The sequence below is a fragment of the Fictibacillus arsenicus genome (assembly GCF_001642935.1).
Classification (GTDB): domain Bacteria; phylum Bacillota; class Bacilli; order Bacillales; family Fictibacillaceae; genus Fictibacillus; species Fictibacillus arsenicus_B.
The window spans coordinates 1,041,937-1,064,600 of sequence record NZ_CP016761.1; the positions used below are offsets into that span (position 1 = coordinate 1,041,937).

Annotated in this window: 23 protein-coding genes and 2 pseudogenes; 16 read left to right on the forward strand and 9 right to left on the reverse strand. The window is 38.6% G+C overall.

What is annotated here, in order from left to right:
- Positions 1–25: 25 nt before the first annotated feature.
- Complete coding sequence (locus ABE41_RS05505) at positions 26–532, forward strand: DinB family protein (protein ID WP_066287311.1); 507 nt, start codon at positions 26–28, stop codon at positions 530–532.
- Positions 533–563: 31 nt separating this feature from the next.
- Complete coding sequence (locus ABE41_RS05510; RefSeq protein ID WP_066287312.1) at positions 564–1,268, forward strand: polysaccharide deacetylase family protein; 705 nt, start codon at positions 564–566, stop codon at positions 1,266–1,268.
- A gap of 51 nt (positions 1,269–1,319) precedes the next feature.
- Here ABE41_RS05510 and ABE41_RS05515 read toward each other — a convergent pair whose 3' ends face one another.
- The gene (locus ABE41_RS05515) at positions 1,320–1,772 is read right to left on the reverse strand and encodes a universal stress protein (RefSeq protein WP_066287315.1); all 453 of its coding nucleotides are present in this window, start codon (positions 1,770–1,772) and stop codon (positions 1,320–1,322) included.
- Positions 1,773–1,956: 184 nt separating this feature from the next.
- Here ABE41_RS05515 and ABE41_RS05520 point away from each other — a divergent pair, with 184 nt between their 5' ends.
- Together ABE41_RS05520 and ABE41_RS05525 are read left to right on the forward strand one after the other, a co-directional pair.
- Complete coding sequence (locus tag ABE41_RS05520) at positions 1,957–2,520, forward strand: GNAT family N-acetyltransferase (RefSeq protein ID WP_066287317.1); 564 nt, start codon at positions 1,957–1,959, stop codon at positions 2,518–2,520.
- Positions 2,521–2,536: 16 nt separating this feature from the next.
- Positions 2,537–3,217 carry an HAD family hydrolase gene (locus ABE41_RS05525; RefSeq protein WP_066287319.1) on the forward strand — a complete coding sequence of 227 codons (681 nt, stop codon included), beginning with the start codon at positions 2,537–2,539 and terminating at the stop codon, positions 3,215–3,217.
- On the opposite strand, the gene ABE41_RS05530 is transcribed toward ABE41_RS05525, so the two are convergent.
- On the reverse strand, positions 3,214–3,798 hold the full coding sequence (locus tag ABE41_RS05530) for an MFS transporter (protein ID WP_066287321.1): 585 nt from the start codon (positions 3,796–3,798) through the stop codon (positions 3,214–3,216). The two genes, ABE41_RS05525 and ABE41_RS05530, sit on opposite strands and share 4 nt — an antisense overlap.
- Before the next feature lie 168 nt (positions 3,799–3,966).
- Positions 3,967–4,404, reverse strand: coding sequence for an ArsR/SmtB family transcription factor (locus tag ABE41_RS05535; protein WP_066287322.1), 438 nt, complete (start codon positions 4,402–4,404; stop codon positions 3,967–3,969).
- Between the two features lie 257 nt (positions 4,405–4,661).
- On the opposite strand from ABE41_RS05535, the gene ABE41_RS05540 reads away from it, so the two are divergent.
- The 7 genes and pseudogenes from ABE41_RS05540 (at position 4,662) to ABE41_RS05565 (ending at position 10,202) form a co-directional block, all read left to right on the forward strand.
- Positions 4,662–5,549, forward strand: coding sequence for an AraC family transcriptional regulator (locus ABE41_RS05540; RefSeq protein ID WP_066294656.1), 888 nt, complete (start codon positions 4,662–4,664; stop codon positions 5,547–5,549).
- Between the two features lie 107 nt (positions 5,550–5,656).
- On the forward strand, positions 5,657–6,772 hold the full coding sequence (gene dnaN / locus ABE41_RS05545) for a DNA polymerase III subunit beta (RefSeq protein ID WP_066287326.1): 1,116 nt from the start codon (positions 5,657–5,659) through the stop codon (positions 6,770–6,772).
- 10 nt (positions 6,773–6,782) lie between these two features.
- Entirely contained in the window at positions 6,783–7,673 is an 891-nt protein-coding gene (locus tag ABE41_RS05550) for an alpha/beta fold hydrolase (RefSeq protein WP_066287328.1), read from the forward strand.
- Positions 7,674–7,684: 11 nt separating this feature from the next.
- Positions 7,685–8,158: pseudogene (locus tag ABE41_RS20920) on the forward strand (GNAT family N-acetyltransferase); the annotation flags it as partial.
- Between the two features lie 135 nt (positions 8,159–8,293).
- Positions 8,294–8,572 (forward strand): annotated as a pseudogene (locus tag ABE41_RS21330) (GNAT family N-acetyltransferase); the annotation flags it as partial.
- Positions 8,573–9,160, forward strand: coding sequence for a GNAT family N-acetyltransferase (locus tag ABE41_RS05560; protein ID WP_066287330.1), 588 nt, complete (start codon positions 8,573–8,575; stop codon positions 9,158–9,160).
- A gap of 79 nt (positions 9,161–9,239) precedes the next feature.
- Complete coding sequence (locus tag ABE41_RS05565) at positions 9,240–10,202, forward strand: NAD(P)H-dependent glycerol-3-phosphate dehydrogenase (RefSeq protein WP_066287331.1); 963 nt, start codon at positions 9,240–9,242, stop codon at positions 10,200–10,202.
- Positions 10,203–10,238: 36 nt separating this feature from the next.
- Here ABE41_RS05565 and ABE41_RS05570 read toward each other — a convergent pair whose 3' ends face one another.
- Complete coding sequence (locus tag ABE41_RS05570) at positions 10,239–11,195, reverse strand: helix-turn-helix transcriptional regulator (RefSeq protein ID WP_066287332.1); 957 nt, start codon at positions 11,193–11,195, stop codon at positions 10,239–10,241.
- A gap of 86 nt (positions 11,196–11,281) precedes the next feature.
- On the opposite strand from ABE41_RS05570, the gene ABE41_RS05575 reads away from it, so the two are divergent.
- The gene (locus tag ABE41_RS05575; protein WP_066287333.1) at positions 11,282–12,193 is read left to right on the forward strand and encodes an SDR family oxidoreductase; all 912 of its coding nucleotides are present in this window, start codon (positions 11,282–11,284) and stop codon (positions 12,191–12,193) included.
- 29 nt (positions 12,194–12,222) lie between these two features.
- Here the strand turns inward: ABE41_RS05575 and ABE41_RS05580 are convergent, their stop codons facing one another.
- The 5 genes from ABE41_RS05580 to ABE41_RS05600 form a co-directional block, all read right to left on the reverse strand.
- On the reverse strand, positions 12,223–12,978 hold the full coding sequence (locus tag ABE41_RS05580) for a hypothetical protein (protein ID WP_066287334.1): 756 nt from the start codon (positions 12,976–12,978) through the stop codon (positions 12,223–12,225).
- The gene (locus ABE41_RS05585) at positions 12,975–13,349 is read right to left on the reverse strand and encodes a cupin (RefSeq protein WP_066287335.1); all 375 of its coding nucleotides are present in this window, start codon (positions 13,347–13,349) and stop codon (positions 12,975–12,977) included. The genes ABE41_RS05580 and ABE41_RS05585 overlap by 4 nt, the downstream gene beginning before the upstream one ends.
- A 15-nt stretch (positions 13,350–13,364) precedes the next feature.
- Complete coding sequence (locus ABE41_RS05590; RefSeq protein ID WP_066287336.1) at positions 13,365–14,930, reverse strand: hypothetical protein; 1,566 nt, start codon at positions 14,928–14,930, stop codon at positions 13,365–13,367.
- Positions 14,931–15,066: 136 nt separating this feature from the next.
- Positions 15,067–15,924 (reverse strand): alpha/beta fold hydrolase, encoded by an 858-nt coding sequence (locus ABE41_RS05595; protein WP_066287338.1) that lies wholly within the window; start codon positions 15,922–15,924, stop codon positions 15,067–15,069.
- A 134-nt stretch (positions 15,925–16,058) separates the two neighbouring features.
- Complete coding sequence (locus ABE41_RS05600; RefSeq protein WP_066287339.1) at positions 16,059–17,597, reverse strand: ATP-binding protein; 1,539 nt, start codon at positions 17,595–17,597, stop codon at positions 16,059–16,061.
- Positions 17,598–17,992: 395 nt separating this feature from the next.
- Here ABE41_RS05600 and ABE41_RS21335 point away from each other — a divergent pair, with 395 nt between their 5' ends.
- From ABE41_RS21335 to ABE41_RS05615, 4 genes are all read left to right on the forward strand, one after another.
- The gene (locus tag ABE41_RS21335; protein WP_253805441.1) at positions 17,993–18,820 is read left to right on the forward strand and encodes an ATP-binding cassette domain-containing protein; all 828 of its coding nucleotides are present in this window, start codon (positions 17,993–17,995) and stop codon (positions 18,818–18,820) included.
- A gap of 11 nt (positions 18,821–18,831) precedes the next feature.
- Positions 18,832–19,722 (forward strand): ATP-binding cassette domain-containing protein, encoded by an 891-nt coding sequence (locus ABE41_RS21340; protein WP_253805442.1) that lies wholly within the window; start codon positions 18,832–18,834, stop codon positions 19,720–19,722.
- Positions 19,723–20,109: 387 nt separating this feature from the next.
- The gene (locus ABE41_RS05610) at positions 20,110–20,982 is read left to right on the forward strand and encodes a hypothetical protein (protein WP_066287341.1); all 873 of its coding nucleotides are present in this window, start codon (positions 20,110–20,112) and stop codon (positions 20,980–20,982) included.
- Between the two features lie 221 nt (positions 20,983–21,203).
- Complete coding sequence (locus ABE41_RS05615; RefSeq protein ID WP_066287342.1) at positions 21,204–22,181, forward strand: bile acid:sodium symporter family protein; 978 nt, start codon at positions 21,204–21,206, stop codon at positions 22,179–22,181.
- The last annotated feature ends 483 nt before the right edge of the window (positions 22,182–22,664 follow it).

Consider the following 22,664-nt stretch of genomic DNA (forward strand, 5'->3'; position numbering starts at 1 on the left):
AAAAAGAAATGAAGGAGGAGGATTAATGACGCGGACTCATCATGCCATTGAAATGTTTGATTATCACATTTGGGCAAATAAAACGTTGTTTAACCGTTTAGTAGAGCTTCAAAATGATGTTTATCATCAAGAAATTCAAAGTGTATTTCCGTCTATTTCTAAAGTAGTTTCACATATGTACATTGTGGATCAGTTATGGTTTCACATCATTTCTGGAGTAAGTATGAGTGAGGCCCTTGAAATTGAAAAAGTAGAAACGGATACGAGGAGCATTGAAAAAATAGTTCTTATGTTTCAGGAGTTATATGATCGGTATAGAGACTTATTAAACAATCAAGTAGACTTGGACGAAGTGGTTGTGCTGGATACACCATGGGCGGGACGAAGAGAAACGAGTCTCTCTGAGATGGTGATGCACCTTGTAACTCATGGGTCATATCATCGTGGAAATATTACGGCAATGCTTCGTCAAATGGGCCACCCATCGGTTACAACTGATTTAACATCCTATTGGTACGCTGATAGAACTTAGACACATAACGTTTTATCAAAAGGAGAAACAAATGAAAAAGGTATTACTTATCACTGTAATTTCTGCTGTAGTGTTGCTAGCTATCTCATACAGTCTATTTAAAATAAGCGGATCAAGAGATTTTCAGTTTTACGGCGGCCTTGTTACAAAAACGGAGACGACAGATAAGGTAGTTGCACTAACGTTTGATGATGGTCCTACAGATAACACAGATGAAATTTTATCGATTTTAAAAGATGAAGATGTTAAAGCTACATTCTTTGTTACTGGACGTGAAATAGAAGAGAATTTTGAAGAAGCGAAAAAGCTTGCGGAAGCTGGTCACGAATTAGGGAACCACTCTTATTCGCACAAAAGAATGGTCTTAAAGACACCATCCTTTATCGAAAAAGAAATCGAGAAAACAGACGAATTAATCCGGAAAGCCGGGTATGAAGGAACGATCCAATTCAGACCGCCTTACGGAAAAAAACTCATCGGACTTCCTCGATATTTAGACAAACATAACAGAAAGACAATTTTATGGAACTTGGAGCCAGACTCCTATCCAGATATCGCCTCTGATTCAGAAAAAATCGTGAAGCATGTAAATGAGAGAATAGAACCAGGGTCCATCATACTTCTGCATGTCATGTATGACAGCCGGGAAGAATCGATGAAATCAGTAAAAGGAATCATCAAGGACTTGAAGGCTCAAGGATATACGTTTCAAACCGTTTCAGAAATGCTGGAGTAAAAAGAGGAGCGCACTCTTGCTGAGTGGGCTCCTTTCCTATATTTGCTGGAATTATTTTGCGACAAGTACTGGCTGGTGTGCGTCGGATACGACTTTTTGACTGACGCTGCCTAGAAATAATTTTTTGAATCCGCTATGGCCTCGGTTTCCGATGACGATGAGATCGATGTTATGGGTATCCGCATACGAACAAATTGTCGCAGACGGGTCTCCATGCAGAATGGCTGACGTTGTCTTAATAGTGGGATCGACTCTTCTTTGCGCTTTATTCAGGATTTCTTCTCCATGACTTTGTTCGGTAATGGCGGCTTCTTTCACTTCAACAGTCGTGTTAGCCATACCTACAGGGTAAACGCCGCCATACAAGGGAAGAGTTACCTCATTCGTCACGTAAAGCAACGTTAATTCAGCACCCGTGTTTCTAGCAAACTCAATGCCATTGTGAAGTGCTACAAAGCTTCCTTCTGAACCGTCAACTGCTATGAGAATCTTTTTATATAACATCACGTGATCTCCTTTCATGCAGATTTGGCAACTATTCTCAAAAAAAGTTACCTTATAAAACATTACCCCTTGAAATGTTATGTAAACAATTACTCATCTCACTTTAAAGGGAATTTATTAGATGTTTAGAAATACACAAAGTAACCGATATAATAAAAAATTTATTAACAACACGGAGGTAAACATGAAACCAATCCTTCTAGACTTTCCAACAGAATTTAAAACAGACCGACTATTAATCCGCATGCCGATGCCTGGTGACGGCAAGGTTATGTATGAGGCAATTAATGCTTCTATCGAAGATCTAAAACCGTGGCTGCCCTTTGCTCATATAGATCAGACAGAAGAAGATGTAGAAGTGAATATTCGCGAGGCACATCTAAAATTTTTGAAAAGAGAAGATCTGCGTCTGCTCGTTTTTCTAAAAGATACTGGTGAGCTCATTGCATCATCTGGATTGCATCGGATTGACTGGGATATTCCAAAGTTTGAGATCGGTTATTGGATTGATTCACGTCACGCAGGAAAAGGCTATATGACAGAAGCGGTTCAGGGAATTTCTGATTTCGCAGTAAATGAGTTAAAGGCACGCCGCATCGAAATCCGTTGTGACACCAAAAATGTAAGAAGCGCTGCAATACCTGAACGGCTAGGCTTTACATTAGAAGGGATTCATCGGAACGACTCCCTTGCAGTAGGATCCACAACAATATTAAGAGATACGAGTGTTTATGTGAAAGTGTTTTAAATAGGAGGGCTTTCTTTTGATAAAAGCAGTTTTTTTCGACCTTTATGAAACGCTTATAACCGAATGGGATGGCAATCAGAAAAAAGCGGTATATTCCACCGATGAACTTGGGCTTGATTCAAAGATTTTTAAAGCTGAGTGGGATAACAGAAGAGAGCTGCGTATGAACGGAACCTATCCGGATCACCAAAGTGTATTAAAGGATATACTGAATTCCCATGGCAAGTCTTCAGATCGTGATATGATTGAAAAAGTTCATCAAAAAAGAATCTGGGCAAAGACAGTGCCTTTTCAAGAAATGCATCCAGAAGTTATAGAATTACTCGCAACCCTTAAAGAAAAAGGCAAGAAACTTGGCCTGATATCAAACTGCGCACCTGAAGAAGTCTCTTCATGGAGTAGAAGTAAACTAGCAGATTACTTTGATGCTGTTGTTTTTTCTTATGAAGAAAAGGTCGCAAAACCAAGTCCTGAAATTTATCATATAGCATCTAAAAAACTTGGGGTAACACCAGAAGAAGCTATATTCATTGGCGATGGTGGATCGAACGAATTAGTAGGTGCATCTGAAGCAGGGTTAAAAGCTTATCATGCCACTTGGTTTTTACCCGAAACTATTAGTAAAAAGATAAATGGATTCCCGAAATTAAATCATCCATTAGAACTTCTTGATCAAGTTGAATTAGCACATCATTAACGTGCTAGTTCTTTTTGTTTTGAGGCAATTGCAAATGATTGATGTGACAAATATGTGAGGAAGGTAAGGATGACAGCAGCCACTGTGATCAGCAGAGATACACCGATTACGATATGTTTTACACCGGCCATTTCACTCAGGAATCCAGCAATTACTATCGTGCAAATAAGTGAGACGCTTTGGAAAAAACCTAACGTAGCACCGATTCTGCCCATTTTCTCAGCGGGGATACTTTTTTGATAAAAAGTCTGAAACCCAGTATTAGCGAATGAGGAAAAGAAACCTAAGATGATAAAACCTGCACAGACAGGAAGAAAAGACTGTGAAAAAGCATAAATCAAATAGCCAAGGCTGAAGATTGCAGAACCAAAACCAATTAAATACGGAATAGGAATCTTACTTGCAAACACGGTCAAGAACAGCGAACCAGCTAAATAGCCAAGGCCAGTAATACTTACGAGTAAGCTGTACTGACTTTCGCTTAACCCGATAATAGATTGTGTAAAAACAACTTCTTGAGAGTCCAAGGCAATGGCGAAGGTCATGATGAGTTGAAAGAGGACGTAGATTGATAGAAACATACGGTTTTCTTTTAGGAACAAAAAGCCCCGCAACGGCTGTAACAGAGTCAGTCTTAGAAAAAATAAACAAGTTCAGTGCAACAAGATAGATGAAATCACCAACGTACGAAATGCCGACCGCTGATAACAGAAGACCAGGGTACTTCTAATCTTCAAATACTCGATTCATTACTTATTCTCCTCAAAAGTACATATAACTCGATATTCTTTTTTATCGTTATCTTGCGTGATCTGGCTTTCCCAACGCACAAAAAGCTGCTCGAGTTCTAAGAGAAACTGCTTCTTTTCATCATCGTTCAATAAAAGATTAGTAGATACTGAAGAAGGTGCTGCTGCGTTTTTGTCCTTTATTTCAAATCGGGTTGATTTTGATCGGTAGTATTTTTCGATGATTCCGCCTTTCTTTTGTTCTCTTATAAGTTCAAGAATTCCCCCATTATAGAGAAGTTGGATGTGATAATGAACGGTCCCAGCAGTTTTACCCAATTGATCTGCGACTTCTTTTGCCGTATATTCTTGTTCATTTAACAAGTGGATGATCTGGATACGTGTGGCGTTGGCAAGCAATTTTTGCTGATCAGCTGATATGGAAAGAGAAGTGGTCATGATTGTAACCTCCTGATAATCTAATTTTATAAATCATTCTATTTTTTTAGAACAAATCCTTCTTGTTAAAAAAATAATAAATAACCGCACAATGGCGAGGTATGTAAACTCGTGGATAAAATACTAAAACTTTTGGATTCATCTATAAAACTTTTGGATTGAATTCATGTAGAATACATATTAGGAAGAAGTTAGCAAAAAAGGTTAAGAACGAATAGCTTTTCGTGGATATGATAGAAGCAGGGTAGGTGATGGGGATGGATTATGAGGTTTGTATTCAGCGGACACTGGATTATATTGAGGAGAACTTGCACGAACGCATCACATTAGAGGAGCTTGCAGAGCTCGCTTGCTTCTCGCCTTTTCATTATCATCGGGTGTTTCATTTTCTAGTAGGCGAATCCGTCATGGACTATGTGAGAAAAAGAAGGCTCACGCATGCGGCCATCCGATTAATAGATTCTGATGAGAAAGTGATCGATATTGCATTGGATCTAGGGTTTCAATATCAAGAATCGTTCAATCGTGCTTTTAAAAAGTTCTTTGGTGTCTCTCCTAGACAGTACCGGAATACGACTTTTATTCCAAGGTCTCTTCATCAAAAAGCTTACCTGAATATGAGTAGTTTTACGGGAGGAATTTCAATGGAAATGAAATTAGTTACGAAACCTGCGTTCAACCTTATCGGATATGAACTAAAAACGAGAAACACAGACGGCGAAAACAACCGTGAGATCCCTAAGTTTTGGGTGAATTATATTCAAAACAATTTAGGAGCAAAAATACCGAATCCTCTTAACAGAAATGAACTCGGGCTTTGCACAGATTACAACATGACGACAGGTGAGTTCGTATATATCATTGGAATGGAAGTGGCGGAAGGGACACCGGCTCCTGAAGGCTTAACGTACAGAAGCTTCCCTGAAAAGGAGTATGCTGTTTTTACGACTCCTAAAGCGACAGAAGAAAACTTCCCGTCAACGATTCAGTCTACATGGGTAGAGATCTACTCAAAGTGGTTCCCGAATTCAGGCTATGAGCAAGAAGGGACCCTTGAGTTTGAGTTGTATGATGAAAGATGCATGAACAATGAAAAGCAAATCGATATCTATATTCCGGTAAAAAAACAAAGAGTAAAAGCATAGGAACAAGTAAGGCAGCTGCAATTGGCTGTCTTTTTTCTTTTTAAAAAAGACTTTCTTATTTTTTGTCGAATTATAAAACAGACACACTTATTGGAAGGAAGTAGTATATGGAGTTTATAATTGCACAGAGTATTTTCAGCAAAGGTCTTTCTGATGTTAGTAAAGCAGTTTCATCAAGGACACTATTACCTATTTTATCTGGCATAAAGATTGTTGCAGAAGAAGATGGAATCACTTTGATCGGCAGCAACTCAGACATTATCATTGAACGAACCATTTCGGTAACTGATGAGAAAGTTGAGATACACAAGACGGGTAGCATGGTTGTCTCTGCAAAATATCTAACTGATCTTGTTAAAAAGCTGCCCGAACAAATTCACGTTAAAGCGGATAATAACCAAATACATATACAAGCAGGAACAATTAGCACCAAGCTTAGTGGGATAGATGCGGAAGAATATCCTTCAATTCCTATAATTGTGGGCGATTCTATACATATATCAGCAGAAGAATTGAAAGACGCCGTGAAAACAACGGGGTTTGCAGCAACAAAAAATGAAACAAGACCTGTCCTGACAGGAGTGAACCTCACTTTTGCAGAGAACTCTTTCACTTCAGTAGCCACAGACTCACAACGCTTGGCATTCAAGAGAAGTGACATTCAAAGCTCAGGTGAAGGAAGCTTTGTTGTCCCGAAATCGAGCATAGATGAACTAGCAAAACTCATAAAACATTATTCTGGCATGGTAGAGATACAGTCAGCGGAAGGCTATATCCATTTTAAAACAGATGAGATTTCCCTGTATTCAAGATTAATTGCAGGGCATTATCCAGATACTTCTGCTCTGATTCCAAATGAAGTAAAAACGACCCTCGTGTTGTGCAAAGAGACACTGATTAAAGGAATCGACCGTGCGTGCTTGTTTGCTGGAGAGTGGAAGAACAATAATGTAGTGCTAAGTATAAATGAGCAAAAGCTGTCTATCTCATCTGGCTCATCCGAAATGGGCAGCATTGAGGAACTTCAAGAAATAAAGGCGATTGAAGGAGAGTCGGACTTAAAGATATCAGTTGACGGTCATTTCTTGCTGGATTCCTTGAAGACAATTAATGACGCAGAAATCAAGGTGAAATTTAGTGGTTCAATGAAACCAATCGTTATTGAATCTGCAAGAGAGGAATCAACCTACTTGCATCTGATCTCGCCAGTACGGTCCTATTAAGAGGTGCTCTGTGAAATTTAATAATGGTGAATATAAATTAAGTATTAATGGGATCAATCATTGGATAAAGATTGAAGGTTATGAGAACAAAACAATGCCTTTAATTCTTATCCATGGCGGGCCAGGCGGTAATCATTATAATTTTGAACGAACTGTTGGACGCATTATTTCTAAAGAAAGAACAGTTGTGTATTACGAACAAAGAGGATCAGGACGAAGTGATAAGCCAGAATCTGCTGATGACTACTCGATTGATTTGCTTGTGTCTGATTTAAAAGTGTTAAAAGATTTATTAGGAATAGAAAGAGCTGACTTGTTGGGATACTCATTCGGTGGAGAGTTAGCACTTGAAATAGCTTATGCTTTTCCAAATGACATTAATAAGCTGGTACTTTCTGGTCCAAGTTTAATGTATTCAAATATACAGCAGCTTATTCAGATACAGGGATTCATGTCTGTTGCTACTGACGCAATGCGAGATAGGATTGAATTTATTTTAAAAGAAAAAACATCACTAGAAGAAAAATTTAATCAAGTGTGGTCAATTGTAGACACTGAAACTGTAGATCACTTTTTGTTTGAAGATCAAAGTAATGCTGAACAAAATAGAAAGCTTTGGGAAGAAAGCGGACTGAAGAACACAGGACAAATGATGAAAGCATTGTATAAAAAACCGCCTCAAGTACCACTTATATATAGGTTAAACAAAATAAAACACAAAACATTATTAATCACAGGAATACATGATAGAAATACTGGATTGAGTGTTTCAAAAATGGTAGATAGAGAGCTTAACAACAGCAGCTTGAAGTTGTTTTCTAATAGTGCCCACTTTCCTGAAATGGAGGAAACAGAGAAATTTGTAAGATTAACATTAGAATTTTTGAATACAAAAGATTAAGGAGTCATTCAATGAACATCGTACCAACCTCAAAACTGAACAAAGTAAAAATTGATAGTTTTTTTATCGAGCATTGGGGAAGTTCAGATATGGTTATTTCAAGCGGAACGTTTCAATGTAGTAAATTAGATGGTTTTGCGGTTTTAAATGAATCAGAGGAAATCATAGGGCTTATTACATATAAATTTCACACTGGAATATGTGAAATCATCTCCTTAGATAGTTTAGTAGAAAAGAGCGGAATAGGGTCTTCGCTGATTAATAAAGTGGAACAAACCGCAATTGAAAAAGGGACTTCACAAATAAAAGTCATTACGACAAACGATAATTTGCTAGCTTTAAGTTTTTATCAAAAGAGAGGTTATCAGATTGTTGAAGTATTAGCTAATGCAGTTGATCAGGCCAGGAAGATTAAACCTGAAATACCTCTTACCGCAGATAACGGAATTCCGATACGTGATGAAATCGTCTTGCAAAAGTGTTTAAGAATTGAACAAGAACTACGAGATGACATTAAGTATATCACCCCTGATAAATCCTTATCAGCAGAAGTGTTTTTATTGTTGGTTAATGATGTTTGGCCAGGAGAATACAAGGAATCATTTACCTTCGAGGCATTACAGAGAACGATTAATATAACAGCCTGGGAGAAAGGTAGATTGATAGGCTGTGTGCGAATATTATCAGATGGTTATTTTTTTGGAACGATTTCAGAGATTCTCGTACTTCCAGATTATCAAAATAGGGGTATAGGGAAACGACTGATGCAACTTGCTTGGGAAGCCAGCCCCACCTCATTGTTCTTCGGGGCACAGCCAGGTAAAGAATCCTTCTTTGAAAAATTGAGTTATACAAGAGGAATTCAATCCTACCAAAAAAAGAAGGAACGGAGAAGATAAATGGAGACGATCATGAAAAAACAGCTGCCGAAAGTATTTTTACGAGATTTAATAATGGAAGATGCAGATGACCGTTACAAATGGGGTATGGATGAAGAGGTAACCCGACATCTCAACATGCCTGACAAATCACCACCATTTAGCTTGAATGAGACGAGGGACTGGATTGAAAAATGTATACATAAAACTAATGGATATGAACAAAAAGCGATACTTGCTGAAGATGGCAAACATATAGGCTGGATTGATTTGAAGAACATTGACTCTCTTAATAAGCATGCAGAATTAGGAATCACGATTGGAGATAAGAACTATTGGGGCAAGGGTTACGGCATTGCTGCTATGAATGAAATGTTAACATACGGATTTCAAGAGCTTGATTTAAACAAGATTTGGTTGAGAGTAGAAGTGGATAATGAAAAGGCAATTAGATCTTATAAAAGCGCAGGGTATGTAGAAGAAGGAATTTTGAGGCAAGATCGATTAAGAAAAGGAACTTACATTGACAGGTTAAGGATGAGTATTCTAAAGGATGAGTTTTATAAGGTGTTAGATAATCGGAAAACGCAAAAATGCTCGGGATCTTAAAGGTGTTTTTTTCTCAATATTGACCTAGTAAGTATCGGTACTACATCACAATTTATTTATCATAAGAGAAGGTGAATAGATGAATATTTCAGTTTTAGGATGCGGACGCTGGGGCACGTTTATCGCTTGGTATGTTAATAAAGTTGGACATAACGTAATGTTATGGGGAAGAGAAAACTCCAAAAATTACATAGGATTAAAAGAAAACCGGAAGAATGATTATCTTACATTACCTGAAGAGATTGAGTTAAGTCATTCCTTAGAAAATGCGATTTCACAAGCAGAAACTATCATTATTTCCATTAGTGCACAAGAGCTCCGTTCATTTGCTAAAAGGCTAAATTCCATAAATGAAATCGAGGGTAAAACGTTTGTTTTATGTATGAAGGGAATTGAAGCTGACAGTGGAAAAAGGCTTTCTCAGGTTATTGATGAGGAGATTGGGAAAAGGATTAACATTGCCGTGTGGGTAGGACCAGGGCATGTACAGGATTTTGTGAGAAATATTCCTAACTGCATGGTGATCGGATCTGATGATGTTGAAGTGACGAAGAGACTTGCTTCAGAGCTGAACAGCGATTTAATCCGGTTTTATTACGGTCAGGACATGATCGGAAACGAATTAGGAGCAGCTACTAAAAATGTGATGGGTGTTGCCGCTGGAATGCTGGATGGATTACAGTATAGCAGCTTGAAGGGCTCACTTATGGCAAGGGGAACAAGAGAAATATCACGTCTAGTCAGAGCGATGGGTGGAAATGATATCACCATTTACGGTCTAAGTCATCTTGGGGATTATGAGGCTACCTTATTCTCAGAGCATAGCCACAACCGCAGATTCGGACAAGCTTTTGTTGAGGGGCAAACGTTTGAAAAGTTAGCAGAGGGTGTTTCAACCGTTAAAGCTGTAAAAGAGTTATCTAACATGTATGAGGTAGAGCTTCCAATCTGTAATGCTTTGTATGAAATTTTGTTTGAAGACAAAAATGCAAAAGAAACGCTGGAAGACCTATTTTTAAGACCTGTAAAATTTGAATTTTAATTAGAAAAGAACTGACTTTCTTTAGGGAGTCAGTTCTTATTTGTATAGGGTGAGCACAGACTCCGCCATATTTTTAATTGACTCTATTAAAGAAACGGGTTGATTGATCCTGATTTGATCGCCGAACCCTAAAATATATGCCTTCGCTTCTTGTTCGGTATCAAAGGAAAGTTTAACAGGAAACCATCCATTCTCATTTGATGTTCCCGTGTTTAGAACCTGAACAAATCGGCCAGTAAACATTAAACGAGAAAGGATAGAAGGAGATACTTCAACATCCACTTCAAAAGCAGGAAGATTTTGAACAAAGCTTTGTTTGGACTGATTCCAATACTCAGCAAGTTTAAATCCTTGTGGTCTTGTAAATGACTCGTCAGTCATTTCGGCAGATTTAATCCGAGATACTCTAAAGTTTCTGAGGTCACCGTTTGAAAGAGCAATCAGATACCACGTTCGTCCTTTTGCGACCAGTCCCAATGGTTCAACGATTCTCTCTGACGTTTCTTTATTTGCTTTTTCGTATCCCATCTTTATTTTTCTTTCTTCCCAGATTGCTTGCTGCAAAGTGCTTAGTGCGGTAAGTTCTTGGCTGGACTGTCTCCAAGTATCTGTATCGATATGGACGCGGTTCCACATATCATCTGCTTGTGATTGAAGAGAGTTCGGAAGTGATGCCAAAAGCTTTTGCCGAGCTTCCTTCCAGTCCTTTGTGAAGCCAAGATCACTAAGCAGTTGAAAAGAAGGGGAAAGAAACAATGTTTTTAGCTCGTTGTCTTTTAATCCTGTTAGTTTTGTTCTGTATTGATCAACCAGCCGCCACCCGCCATGTTTTCCGCGCTCGGCCAGTACCGGAATTCCTGCGGCACTCAACGCTTCCATATCACGGTGGATGGTCCGTTCTGTTACTTCTAATTCTTCGGCTAATGCTTTCGTTGTCATCTTTTCATGATTTTGCAGCAGTAATAAGATACTGATTAATCGGTCTGCTCGCATAATTTTCTCCCATTTTCTTAATATGACATAAGGTGTCAACTTTAAAGGTTATACTAAAGATAATTTAAAAAGGGAGCGGATGCAAATTGAAACCACTAGAAGGAAAAGTAGCACTTGTAGCTGGCGGAACAAGAGGAGCTGGACGCGGTATCGCGATGGAGTTAGGAGTTGCAGGAGCAACCGTATATATTTCGGGAAGAACAACACGTAAAGAAATATCTGAATACGGAAGACCTGAAACAATCGAAGGAACAGCCGATCTCGTAAACGAATTAGGGGGTATCGGAATTCCGGTGCAAACAGACCATCTAGTACCAGAGCAGGTTAAAGCATTGATCGAAAAGATTGAAAAAGAACAAGGCAGACTAGACATCCTTGTCAATGATATATGGGGTGGAGAAAATTTGATCGAGTGGGAAACACCCGTTTGGGAACATTCACTCGAAAAAGGGTTGCGAATGCTTCGTCTCGCTGTTGATACGCATCTTATAACCAGCCATTACGCACTTCCGTTATTAATTAAAAATAAAGGCGGACTGGTGGTTGAGATGACGGACGGAACAAAAGAATACAATGATAAAAATTACCGGGTATCCATGTTTTATGATCTTGCTAAAAGTTCGGTAAACCGGATGGCAAAAGCTTTGTCTCATGAACTTTCATCTTATAAATGCACAGCGGTTTCGGTATCGCCAGGCTGGATGCGGTCAGAAATCATGCTTGAGGTATTTGGTGTAACCGAGGAAAATTGGCGGGAAGGAATAGAAAAAGACCCGCACTTTGCAATCTCTGAAACACCTCGGTTTGTTGGAAGAGCAGTGGCAGCAATAGCAGGGGATGAAGATCGTCATGTATTGAATGGTCAATCCTTTTCTAGCGGAGAACTTGCAAAAAAATACAACTTTTATGATTTGGATGGTTCACAGCCAGATTGTTTTCGTTATTTGGAGGAAGTAGTGGAAACGGGAAAACCAGCAGATATAAAAGGGTACAAATAAGAAATAGGCGTATGTTGTATACGCCTTTCCTACTGCAAAGTTTTATTCATTTCTTTTAAAAAAGGAAACAAATAATCAACGCTATCTCTCTTTTCGTTGCGAATGAATTCATCAATACTTTTATTATTGTTCTTTAACCACACTATACGTTGAAACTCTGGACTTTCACCTTTTGCCATTAAAGCTTTACAAAAGACTTTATATTGTTCATCAAGTTGTTCTAGCGTTAAGTTCAGCTGTATATGATATAGCACAGTTATGAAATCAAAATCGCCACCAGTTTTCATATATTTCACAGTACATTCCTTAACGTCATTATTATCGATTATTCCTAATTCTTCGTGTAATTCTCTCAACAAACTTTTTTCTAAGTTGAAAACAGAATCTTGAAGATCATGTTCGCTTAACCCGCCGCCAACACATTGTAATCTTCCAGGATAAGCTGTGTTTTTTCCCATTTCTCCAAAGACAAAGAAAGAATCTGCTGTTTCAACTAATCCTGCACTATAAATTACTCTGCATCTTTCCATTTCGATTTGTTTGTTTCTAACAGAATAGAGATAGTATGCGTAATCTGATCTTTTTAAGATAACATTCAAAAAATCTTGGCTTTCTTCCACTGTATTAACATGAAAGACTTCACCACGAGTAAATCTATTGTCTTTATTAATTTCACTCCAAAAATTTTCCACTTTATCTTGAAAAGGTTCAGGTAATTCTACCGGAATTTCATCAAGTTTAACTGAGAGAGGCTTGGTTACATAAGTTAAGACTGCTGGTTTCATGATGAACAATCCGTTAATTTTTTCTCTGTCATAAACGAAGCAGGATCTAGTTTCTCACTTTCAATCACAATAGCAGTCAATCCGGTTTTTGTGGTAGTTTCATGGAATTCATCTTTTACCCAAAATGCAGCTTCCCCGGCTTTGATAGGATAGATTGCCTCATCCTCACCACGGACAAAACCTTCGCCGCTAACAACAAGAAGCAGCTGAGGAACAACAGCCTGGTGATAGCCGATGATGCCATCTTTATCAAGATGCATGCACCCAATATTTGCGGGCTTATCCGTTACCATAATGTGAGACATCACAAAATCAGAATCAAATCTCGTAATGTGTTTGCCGACCTCTTTACTAAAATCAAAAATTTTCATACTAAACCTCCATCTCTAGAACATATATGGACCAACAGTTAGGGATAAAAATGTAATGTTTATGGCTACAAAGTAACAAATGGAAACGATCATACTCCAGTCTTTCTTTTTACCGAACATTACCGCAGCTCCGCTGAATACAGCGAGAATCAAAGGAATGATAAATGAACTGCCAGAGAACGTGAGAAAGTCTGGTGCAAAATAATAATAATGCTCGTTAAATAATTTCTGAATAAAAATAAGCTGTACGCCAAGATAAAGGGCTAGGATCGTAAACATAACTCGTTTATCTTCATCTTCCATCAGTGAAATCTTAACCATATAGACTAGCAGAGCAAAAAGTACTGCTGGTGTGATCCAATATAAAGCACTCATGGCGAGTACCATGCCTTGGAATAAAGATAAAATAGTGGCTGAAATAGCTTGTTTATAGTCTTCTGTCGTTTTTACTAAACTCTTTTTAATAATTTCAGATTTACTAGAAGCTCCGCTAAACGTAAATTCCTTTTGTGAGATCATGTTCATCCAAATGATTGATTTTTCATTTACCCAATGTGCATGCAGGGAGCCGTTATTCGTTGTGCTCCTTCTTTCTGTATGCCAAACATCGCCTTTCTGATAAGCCTCGTAAACATTGACTGCTTCTTTTTCATGAGATTTCATAGCGCGTGTAGTGAAAAGAACCTTTGCTTGGTTATTTTGATCCACACCGTATTGCAAATGTTTTGGATTCTCCAGTTTCATCCCATTTGTATCTTGAAATGTCATTTTATTAAACGTCCATTTGTCACCAGAGTCCAAATGATTGGTTCCCTTAAAAATATAATACGATTTGCCACCAGATGCATTTTCGAAAAGACTATAATAAATGGTTACATCCTGACCGTTTTCTATAAAATAAAAACCAAAGTGATTTTGAGTTAGCTGTTCAACAGTATCTAAAATGGTGTGTTTTTTATATTCTGAGTTATTAAATTGATAAAGAAAGGCTTTTGCTTTTTTCGTATCACCTACTATTATTCCTGAAGCTAAAAAAGACTGAGATGCATCGTTTACTACTACAGCTTCTAAACGTTCTTCAACTTTATCAATCGATTTTATTTTCCAAGTCCCCGGTTCCACACTTAGAATTTCATGTTCTTTAAAATATACGATTTTCTTTTGATTGGCATCCATACCGTAAACATCCTGATCAAGAATGTTTTCTTTCTTACCGTCAAAATGTATGAGCTGTTTGTTTTTTACAAAAACAAATTCATTATCTTTTACCCAGAAATTTTGCGGACTAGGAATAGTAACAAGTGTGGTTTCTTTATTCTTCACTTCGAGGTCACTGTTAACGGTAAAAGAAAGCACTTCATTTTCTTTCGGAACATACACATGCTGCTGCCCGTTTTCTTCATAGAAAACCGGCTTTACCTCTCCAACCGTTCCTGCTTCTAAGGGCAATGATCGGCTCCAGCCTTCAGCGGGTAGCTCTAATTCTTTTTCTAAATTCTGCCCGGTTAAAACAGAAGAAACGAGAAGGAAAAATAATAATGGAATAATAAATGGTTTTAGCTTATAGCCTATTTTTTTCATATTTCATCCCCCTAATCTAAATTTCGACACCAATCCAAAATTTCCCTTTTTTATGTTATCACACCAAGAAGGGATTACAACGGAAGCAATCAATGAAATCTCAATTTTGAAGGGAGAATATAAAACCAGCTGAGTCTTATTGCTCAGCTGTCTTGGTATTTTTCCCTGGTTGATTGTTTGTATATTCATTTACACGAAAGAGCCACTCTTTGACCAGCTCTTGCACCATCTCTCTTTTTTCAATCTGAAGCATATGACCTGCCTGATCTAAGATGATGAAGGAAGCATGCTGGAATTTTTCGAGCAACATAAATGGTTCTCGATAACTGCATATCGAGTCTTGTTTGCCAGAAATAATGAGTGCAGGCTGAGGAAAAGAATCTCCATTCGAAAACGGTTCTTCAGTGAAAAAATATCCATGTTCACGCCAGTTGGACAGTAAGAAATCTCTATTTGCTAACAATCTCCCAGGCTGAATTTCTTCTAAAAAGAATTTTAGATGCTTCTTGTCCTGATGAACCATAAGTGTTTGAAACGCTGTTCGGATGTCAGGTTCTAATTGATTAAGCAATTCTTCATCTTTTGTAAGAACGACTTTTTCAGGAGTAACTCTATTTTTAATATGAAGAGCAGGAACCAGGAGACAGATCCCTTTGATCTGATGCGGTCTTTTATGCATAATTCCTTGAGCAAGATAACCGCCAAAAGAGGTGCCAATTAAAACGAAGTCCATATCAGGAATTACTTCGTCAATAAATTCTAATAGATTTATAAGCATATCGCTCGATGAATTCATGTCTTTCGTAATCGTGCTCTGCCCGTGGGCAGGTAAATCTACATAAATTCTCTTATATTTTTGATTACTTTTAAAGATAGGTTCAAGCCATGCCATCATGGAGCGGTGATCTGACCCCATACTATGTAAGATAACAACAGGAAAGCCATCTCCGACTACTTGATAGAAAATGGTTCCTTTTGAAACAGAACAAATCATAATAATCCTCCTTCATACGAACAATCATAGAATCTAGCATGATATTTCCATTTAGTAATTACTATTATTTTCCTTTAGTCATAGTTTACTAAATAAAGAAAAAGATGTCCCTATCAAATCTGGGGACATCTTCATTACTTATTAGTAGTGCTGTATGTATTCATAGCGTTGTTTTCAATTAGCGGAAAAGTGATATCGAAGGTTGTGCCTTTGTTGAGTTCACTTTTAACAGAGATGCTGCCTTTATGATTCTGTATGATTTTGTAGCTGACCATCAGTCCTAAGCCTGTACCGGTTGCTTTTGTCGTATAGAACGGCTCACCGATTTTCTTCACTTGTTCTTCAGTCATGCCCACGCCGTTATCCTCGATTGATATTCTGACTTTGTCTTTGACTAGAGAAGTAGAAACGCGAATGATACCGCCGTTCGGCAATGCTTCCATCGCATTTTTTAACAAGTTAACAAAAACTTGAGTAAGCTGGTTCTTTTCTCCGTATAAAATTACATCTTCATCATTAAAGTCATTTATGATTACGACATTTTTTAAATTTGCTTCTGCTTCTAGCAAATAGATGACTTTCTTCAGAATGTCGGTTAAACTGCACTCCGTAAAATAAATCGCATGCGGTTTTGCCAACACCATAAATTCACTGACGATATAGTTGATCCGGTCTATTTCTGTAAGAATGATATCAGAATAAACAACTTTCTTATCCTCAGTCGTTTCCTGGAGGACTTGAACTAACCCTTTTATTGTAGTGAGGGGGTTTCGGATCTCATGGGCAAGACCTGCTGCCAATTCACCCACCAGAGATAGCTTTTCTGATTTGAGAAGCATTTCTTCCGTTTTCTTTTGTTCAGTTATGTCATATTGGATTGAGATGTGTTTATATGTCTTACCATCGAAATTTAAATATGGAATAATGGTCGTATCAACCCAATATAGAGTCCCGTCTTTTGCTTTGTTGCAGATTTCGCCTTTCCATACTTTACCCTGTTGGATGGAGTGCAAAATGTTATTAAGATATTCTTCGGTATGATAGCCAGACTTAAAGATTTCCCCATGATTTTTTCCTATTAATTCGTCCCGAGAGTATTTCGAGATTTTGCAAAAATGGTCATTCACATAGGAAATCGTGTTGTTCTGGTCGGTTACCGCGAAAATCGTTGCCTCATTTAATGCGAATTTAAAATCCTTCAACTCTTCTAACGTAATAATCAAGTCTTCATCGGTTTCGGTGCTATAAGTATTTTTTGTGTAGTTATTAGTTAACGAACTTGTTGCATGATCTAATAACGGATCAATAACCTTTAAGATTTCAAGAAGAGCAGCTGGTGATACGGTATTATCTTTAATTTCATTTTCTAATACGCACAAGATGAGTTTACGGGAATAAAAAACAGAGTTTAAATAATACGTTAACGAGTATTCATGCGGAACCTTTTGCTCCTGAAAGTCTGCCCAATCCTGAATTTCTGCTTGTGCTTTTTCATAGTCTTCACTTAAAGCAAACCCGAGGTGTTGGAAGAGCTTGCTGCGCCATTCAATAATTTCTTTCCTGTCTGGTTCAGGTGAATGATTCCTTAGCTGATGGATCTCAGTTATTTTGTTCGCTAACAGATGACTTCGCATCTGCAGCATATAACCGAACAAACTTACCTCTGTGTTCACGATTCTTTCACCTCTCGACAAAATTTGAATAGTATTCCTATTAGACATTAAGAGTAAAATTCCTTTAATTTAACGCGATTGACATTTTTGTTTTGCCAAAATATACTATAAATTGTAAGAAGTCATATGGGAAAGGAATGGTACTACGCTGATGTGGAAAAATCTTATTTTCTTAGGCTAACTCATAAAAGTGAGACCTGGAGAATAGGATCAGTCTGCCCATTTTGCGTACACAAGTACCATCATTCCGAATATGATTTCACACAAAACGTTTAAGATTTTGTGTCTATTTGGATACGTGTCAAAGCAAATTTGCGGTAACAACCTCTCTGGGATCTCCAGGGAGGTTTTTTGTTTAGCCTCCCACTCAATAACAGATGACGAGGTGATGCTGCATGTCTATCGTATTACAAGTAAAGAACCTGCAGAAGAAATTTGGAGAACGAGAAATATTAAAAGATATAAGTTTTGAAGTCCGGCATGGTGAGAAAATCGGTCTTGTCGGCTGGAACGGAAGTGGAAAAACAACGCTTGTGAATATGCTGATGGGAAGCGTGGAACACGATAAGGGATCGATCACAACGTGGCCGTCAAACTTGAAAAAGGGCTATCTGCCGCAATCGACTGATTATACGCTGAATGTGGAAAACGAATTAACAAATTCAGCGGAAGAACTGTTTCAAACAAGTAAAAGGCTTGGTCTTCATAAAGACATTATTGAAAGAGAAGAGTTTCAGTATCTAAGCGGAGGAGAGAGGTTGAAATTATCGATCGCGAAGATTTGGGCAAACCATCCAGAGTTCTTGATTCTAGATGAGCCTACCAATCATCTGGACTTTCAGGGGATCACTTGGCTGACAGAAGAGGTATGCCGTTATGCTGGAGCAGCTCTCATCATTTCGCACGACCGCCGTTTTCTGGATCAGACAGTGAAAAAAATCTTTGAGATCGAAGACGGAAAGCTGACCGTGTTTGAAGGAAACTATTCCGCATACCGTGCAGAGAAAAGTCGCCGGTATGAACAGCAGAAACGTGATTATGAGAAGCAGCAGCGAAAGGTTGCGATGATCGAACAGCAGGTCAGCACGTTAAAGAATTTTGCTGAAAAAGCACACAGACAAGCGGGAAAAGGCGGTTCTCTATCTGAAAATAGGCAGATGGGTCTCAAACAGTTTGAACGGGCAAAAGCGAAGAAAAAGGATAACCAAGTGAATCCAAGTTAAAGCGGTTGAACTTGGAGTTGTCCCAAAAGGGTGTTGATAAACCAAAAGAAGAGACAGACGTGTTCTTTCATTTCGATGCTGCGGGAAAAAGAGGAAAGAGATTGATTGAAGCTCGCGGGTTAACAAAGCAGTTCGGCGACAATCTTTTATTCGAAAAAAGTCACTTTTACATTAAGCATGGTGAAAGGATTGGTCTGATCGGTTCAAACGGAGCGGGGAAGACGACATTTATTAAAATGTTGCTTGGAGAAGAGCCGTTATCGAAAGGGTCCATCTGGAAAAGTGAATCGATGAAAATTGCCTATTTGTCGCAGGATGTCAGTGATCTTCCTGAAGAAAAGAACGTCTATCAATATTTAAAGTTGGATGAACGGAATCAGATCACAAAGGCACGAACCATCTTTTCCAATATGGGGATTGATGATGTGAAACTAACAAAACCCATCTCTCACATGAGTTTAGGGGAGCGCACACGTGTGAAGCTTGTGGAGATGATTCTTCAAGACTATGATGTTCTTATTCTTGATGAACCAACCAATCATCTCGATCTGCCGAGCAGAGAACAGCTCGAGGAAACACTGAATGAGTTTAATGGAACCTTGATCATCGTTTCTCATGACAGATTTTTCGTTGAGAGGCTTTGCGATAAACTGCTAATTATTGAGGATAAGCGTATTAATCGTTATGAGATGGGATTAAGGGAATATGAAGAAAAGAGGGCAGAGAAAAACACAGCGCATGATCAAAATTTGGTCGAAGAACTTGCCCTGGTAGAAAATAAAATTACAGAATTGCTCGGTAAGATCAGTTTCTGTAAAACTGGTACGGATGAGTATTCGCAAGTCGATCAGGACTTGAAAAATTATATGGAAAGAAAGAGACAGCTGAAATTAAAGCTATAAAGCAGAAAAAGCTAACTCAAAAAGGGCAAAACCATTGAGTTAGTCTTTTTATTGTTCAGAACATCTATTTAACAAAGTGCATGTTTACATGGAGGAGACATTTTGGAGAAAGTCTGTATCGAACGGACGCCCCTTGCTTGAAATGCCGTCTCAAATCGATAATCCCACGAAAACAGATAAAAATCCCACGTTAAATAAAATAATCCCACGAAAACGGATAAAAATCCCACGTTAAATAAAATAATCGCACGTTATTTAAAATAATCGTTATTTTCGACAAATTTAGTTAACGGCTATCAACTTCCACTATGTATTTTTTTAGTTAATGGCTCTTTTTCCTTTTTTCAAAACACTTATAGGTGAGTCAAATGTTAAGGGGGAAGAAGATTGAGAGCAGGGAATATTAAGCAGTTCACAAGATTTAGCCAGTTTACTAATGTGGGAGAGTTTAACGAACATAAGAAAAACTTTTTAGAGGATCATCATCAGCTTTTTACAAAATCTGAGTTCATGGCTTTTGAGCTGCTAAGTCAATATAGTGTGGTGGTGCCAGGTGTGGCGAACGCAAAAATCGATACGCTTGTTGAAAGAAGCAGTGAAAAGGGGGCTGGAGTGTCCAGGGCATCATTTATTCGAATGCTTCGGAAAGCAAAGAAAGCTGGCATTCTAGTTGTTTATAAGACATACAGATCAAGCGGCGGATTTGCACATAACGTCTTTGTGTTTCAGCGATTTGACCCACCGAGTGAAACGGAAGTGATCCACCGTGAAAATGATGAGAGCGCTGGTGACAGTAAGGCTGTACACGCGGAAAATGAGACGGAAACTATAAATCTCTTAATAAATCATCAAGATCAAAAGATAAACATACGTAAGGAAAACGTCCAAACAAACACAACTCCGGTAAACCCTTCCCTTAAAGACCTCGATGAAACCTTCACTCCGGGCAATGTTCCAAATGAGTTCATACAAGCTGTAAAACCTTTTTATAACAGGGCTATAGAGATTTATAGATTTTGGCAAAAGGCTCGCCTCGCTTATATCAAATATACCTTCGATATGCCTCTGGAGTTCATGGTACCCGTTGTCATCGATGCCTTCAAAACAACCGTTTTTCACTACAAACACCGTAAAATCAAGACCACTTTTGTGCAATATTTCTATGGGACATTATGTGGCATGTTTGGCGTGCAAAAGAGAAAGGAGCATATGGCGAAAAAGCCGCGTTATAACTGGCTGGATGCGGTGGAGTGTGAATAAACGAATCCATTGCTGTTACCGATCTGAGCAAAAAGTCGGAGGAACCAAACAAAAAATTGACGCGACCGTACAAAAAAACACTGTGACCGAACAAAAATAAGCACCAACCGAACATTTTCACATTTAGAGGCAGCTGAACAAACATTATTTCAACTTTTAACTGAATATATATTGAAATTTCTGATAACTAGTTTATACTCTCATAAAAGGAGAGTGAGACCATGAGTTTTTTAGAAAAGGTAAGTAAAGCAGCTGGCAGCACATTTGCAGTTTGGGTGATTCTGTTCGCCATTTTAGCATTTTTTATTCCAGGAGGATTCACATGGATAGCTCCCCACATCGCCCTGTTACTCGGAATTATCATGTTCGGAATGGGCCTTACTCTGTCGCTGGACGATTTCAAGGCTGTATTCCAGGCTCCGAAAAGCGTGATTATTGGAGTGCTCGCACAATATACGATCATGCCGCTCTTAGCTTTTGGACTGGCTTTACTTTTCCGTCTGGAGCCAGAAGTGGCAGTAGGCGTCATCTTAGTTGGCTGTTGTCCTGGCGGAACGGCATCCAATGTGATGACGTTCTTAGCTAAAGGAAATACAGCGCTATCTGTTGCGGTAACATCTGTATCAACATTGTTAGCTCCGATCCTAACTCCTGCTCTAACGCTGGTGTTTGCGAGTAAGTGGCTTGCTGTATCTGCAGGAGATCTGCTTTTATCTATCGTACAAATTGTGCTGGTTCCAATCGTTTTAGGAATTGTGGTTAAAGTTTTATTCCGCAAGCAGGTTGAAAAGAGCATTGCCGTATTGCCGCTTATTTCTGTGGTTGGAATTGTAGCGGTTGCGTCTGCGGTTGTAGCTGTTAATGCAGGAAAAATCGCTGAAACAGGACTGCTAATCTTTTCAATCGTAGTCCTTCATAATGTTTTAGGTCTTTTATTAGGCTTTTTCTTAGCAAAAATGCTAAAGCTTAACTTTGCCGATCAAAAGGCGATCTCGATAGAAGTAGGTATGCAAAACTCAGGGCTGGGTGCCGCCCTTGCAGTTGCTCACTTTTCGCCGCTGGCTGCTGTACCGAGTGCTATTTTCAGTGTATGGCATAACATTTCAGGTCCGCTGCTTGCGACGTGGTGGGGGAAAAAAGAGGAAGAACAAAGAGATAAGTTACAGGATCCAGATCTAGAAAAATCTAAAGTTATTTAATATAGAAGGATCTAATCTAAAGATTGTTGCTACTGAGTATTTTGTCACTTCTCTTCATTGACAAGTTGATTGGAGTGTAAGGTGCGAGACTCCTGCGTGCCAACTACCTGAAAATACTTCTAGCAAGGCATGCGACGAGGAACACGCTTCGATGCTGTTTTGCTAGTAGACGCAGGAGCACACAAACTTCCTTGAAGGTGAGGCTCCTAAGGGTGCAAAACGCCAAGGTGGCTCACCGCACGCCCCGCGGAAAGCGAGCACCTGGAGCGGAAATCAACCACTTACAAGCAACAAAGATTGCGAAAACAGCCATATAGAAAGAACATATTCTTATTCAATAAAAAAAGCCTGGCCTCGAAAGTTTACACTTCTAGGTCAGGCTCATTTATTTAGGCTCTTTTCTAAAAGATTGTTGTTTTTGGTTTTTTTCATCTCTACATTGGCAAGTTGTTTGGAGTGCAAGGTGCGAGACTCCTGCGTGCC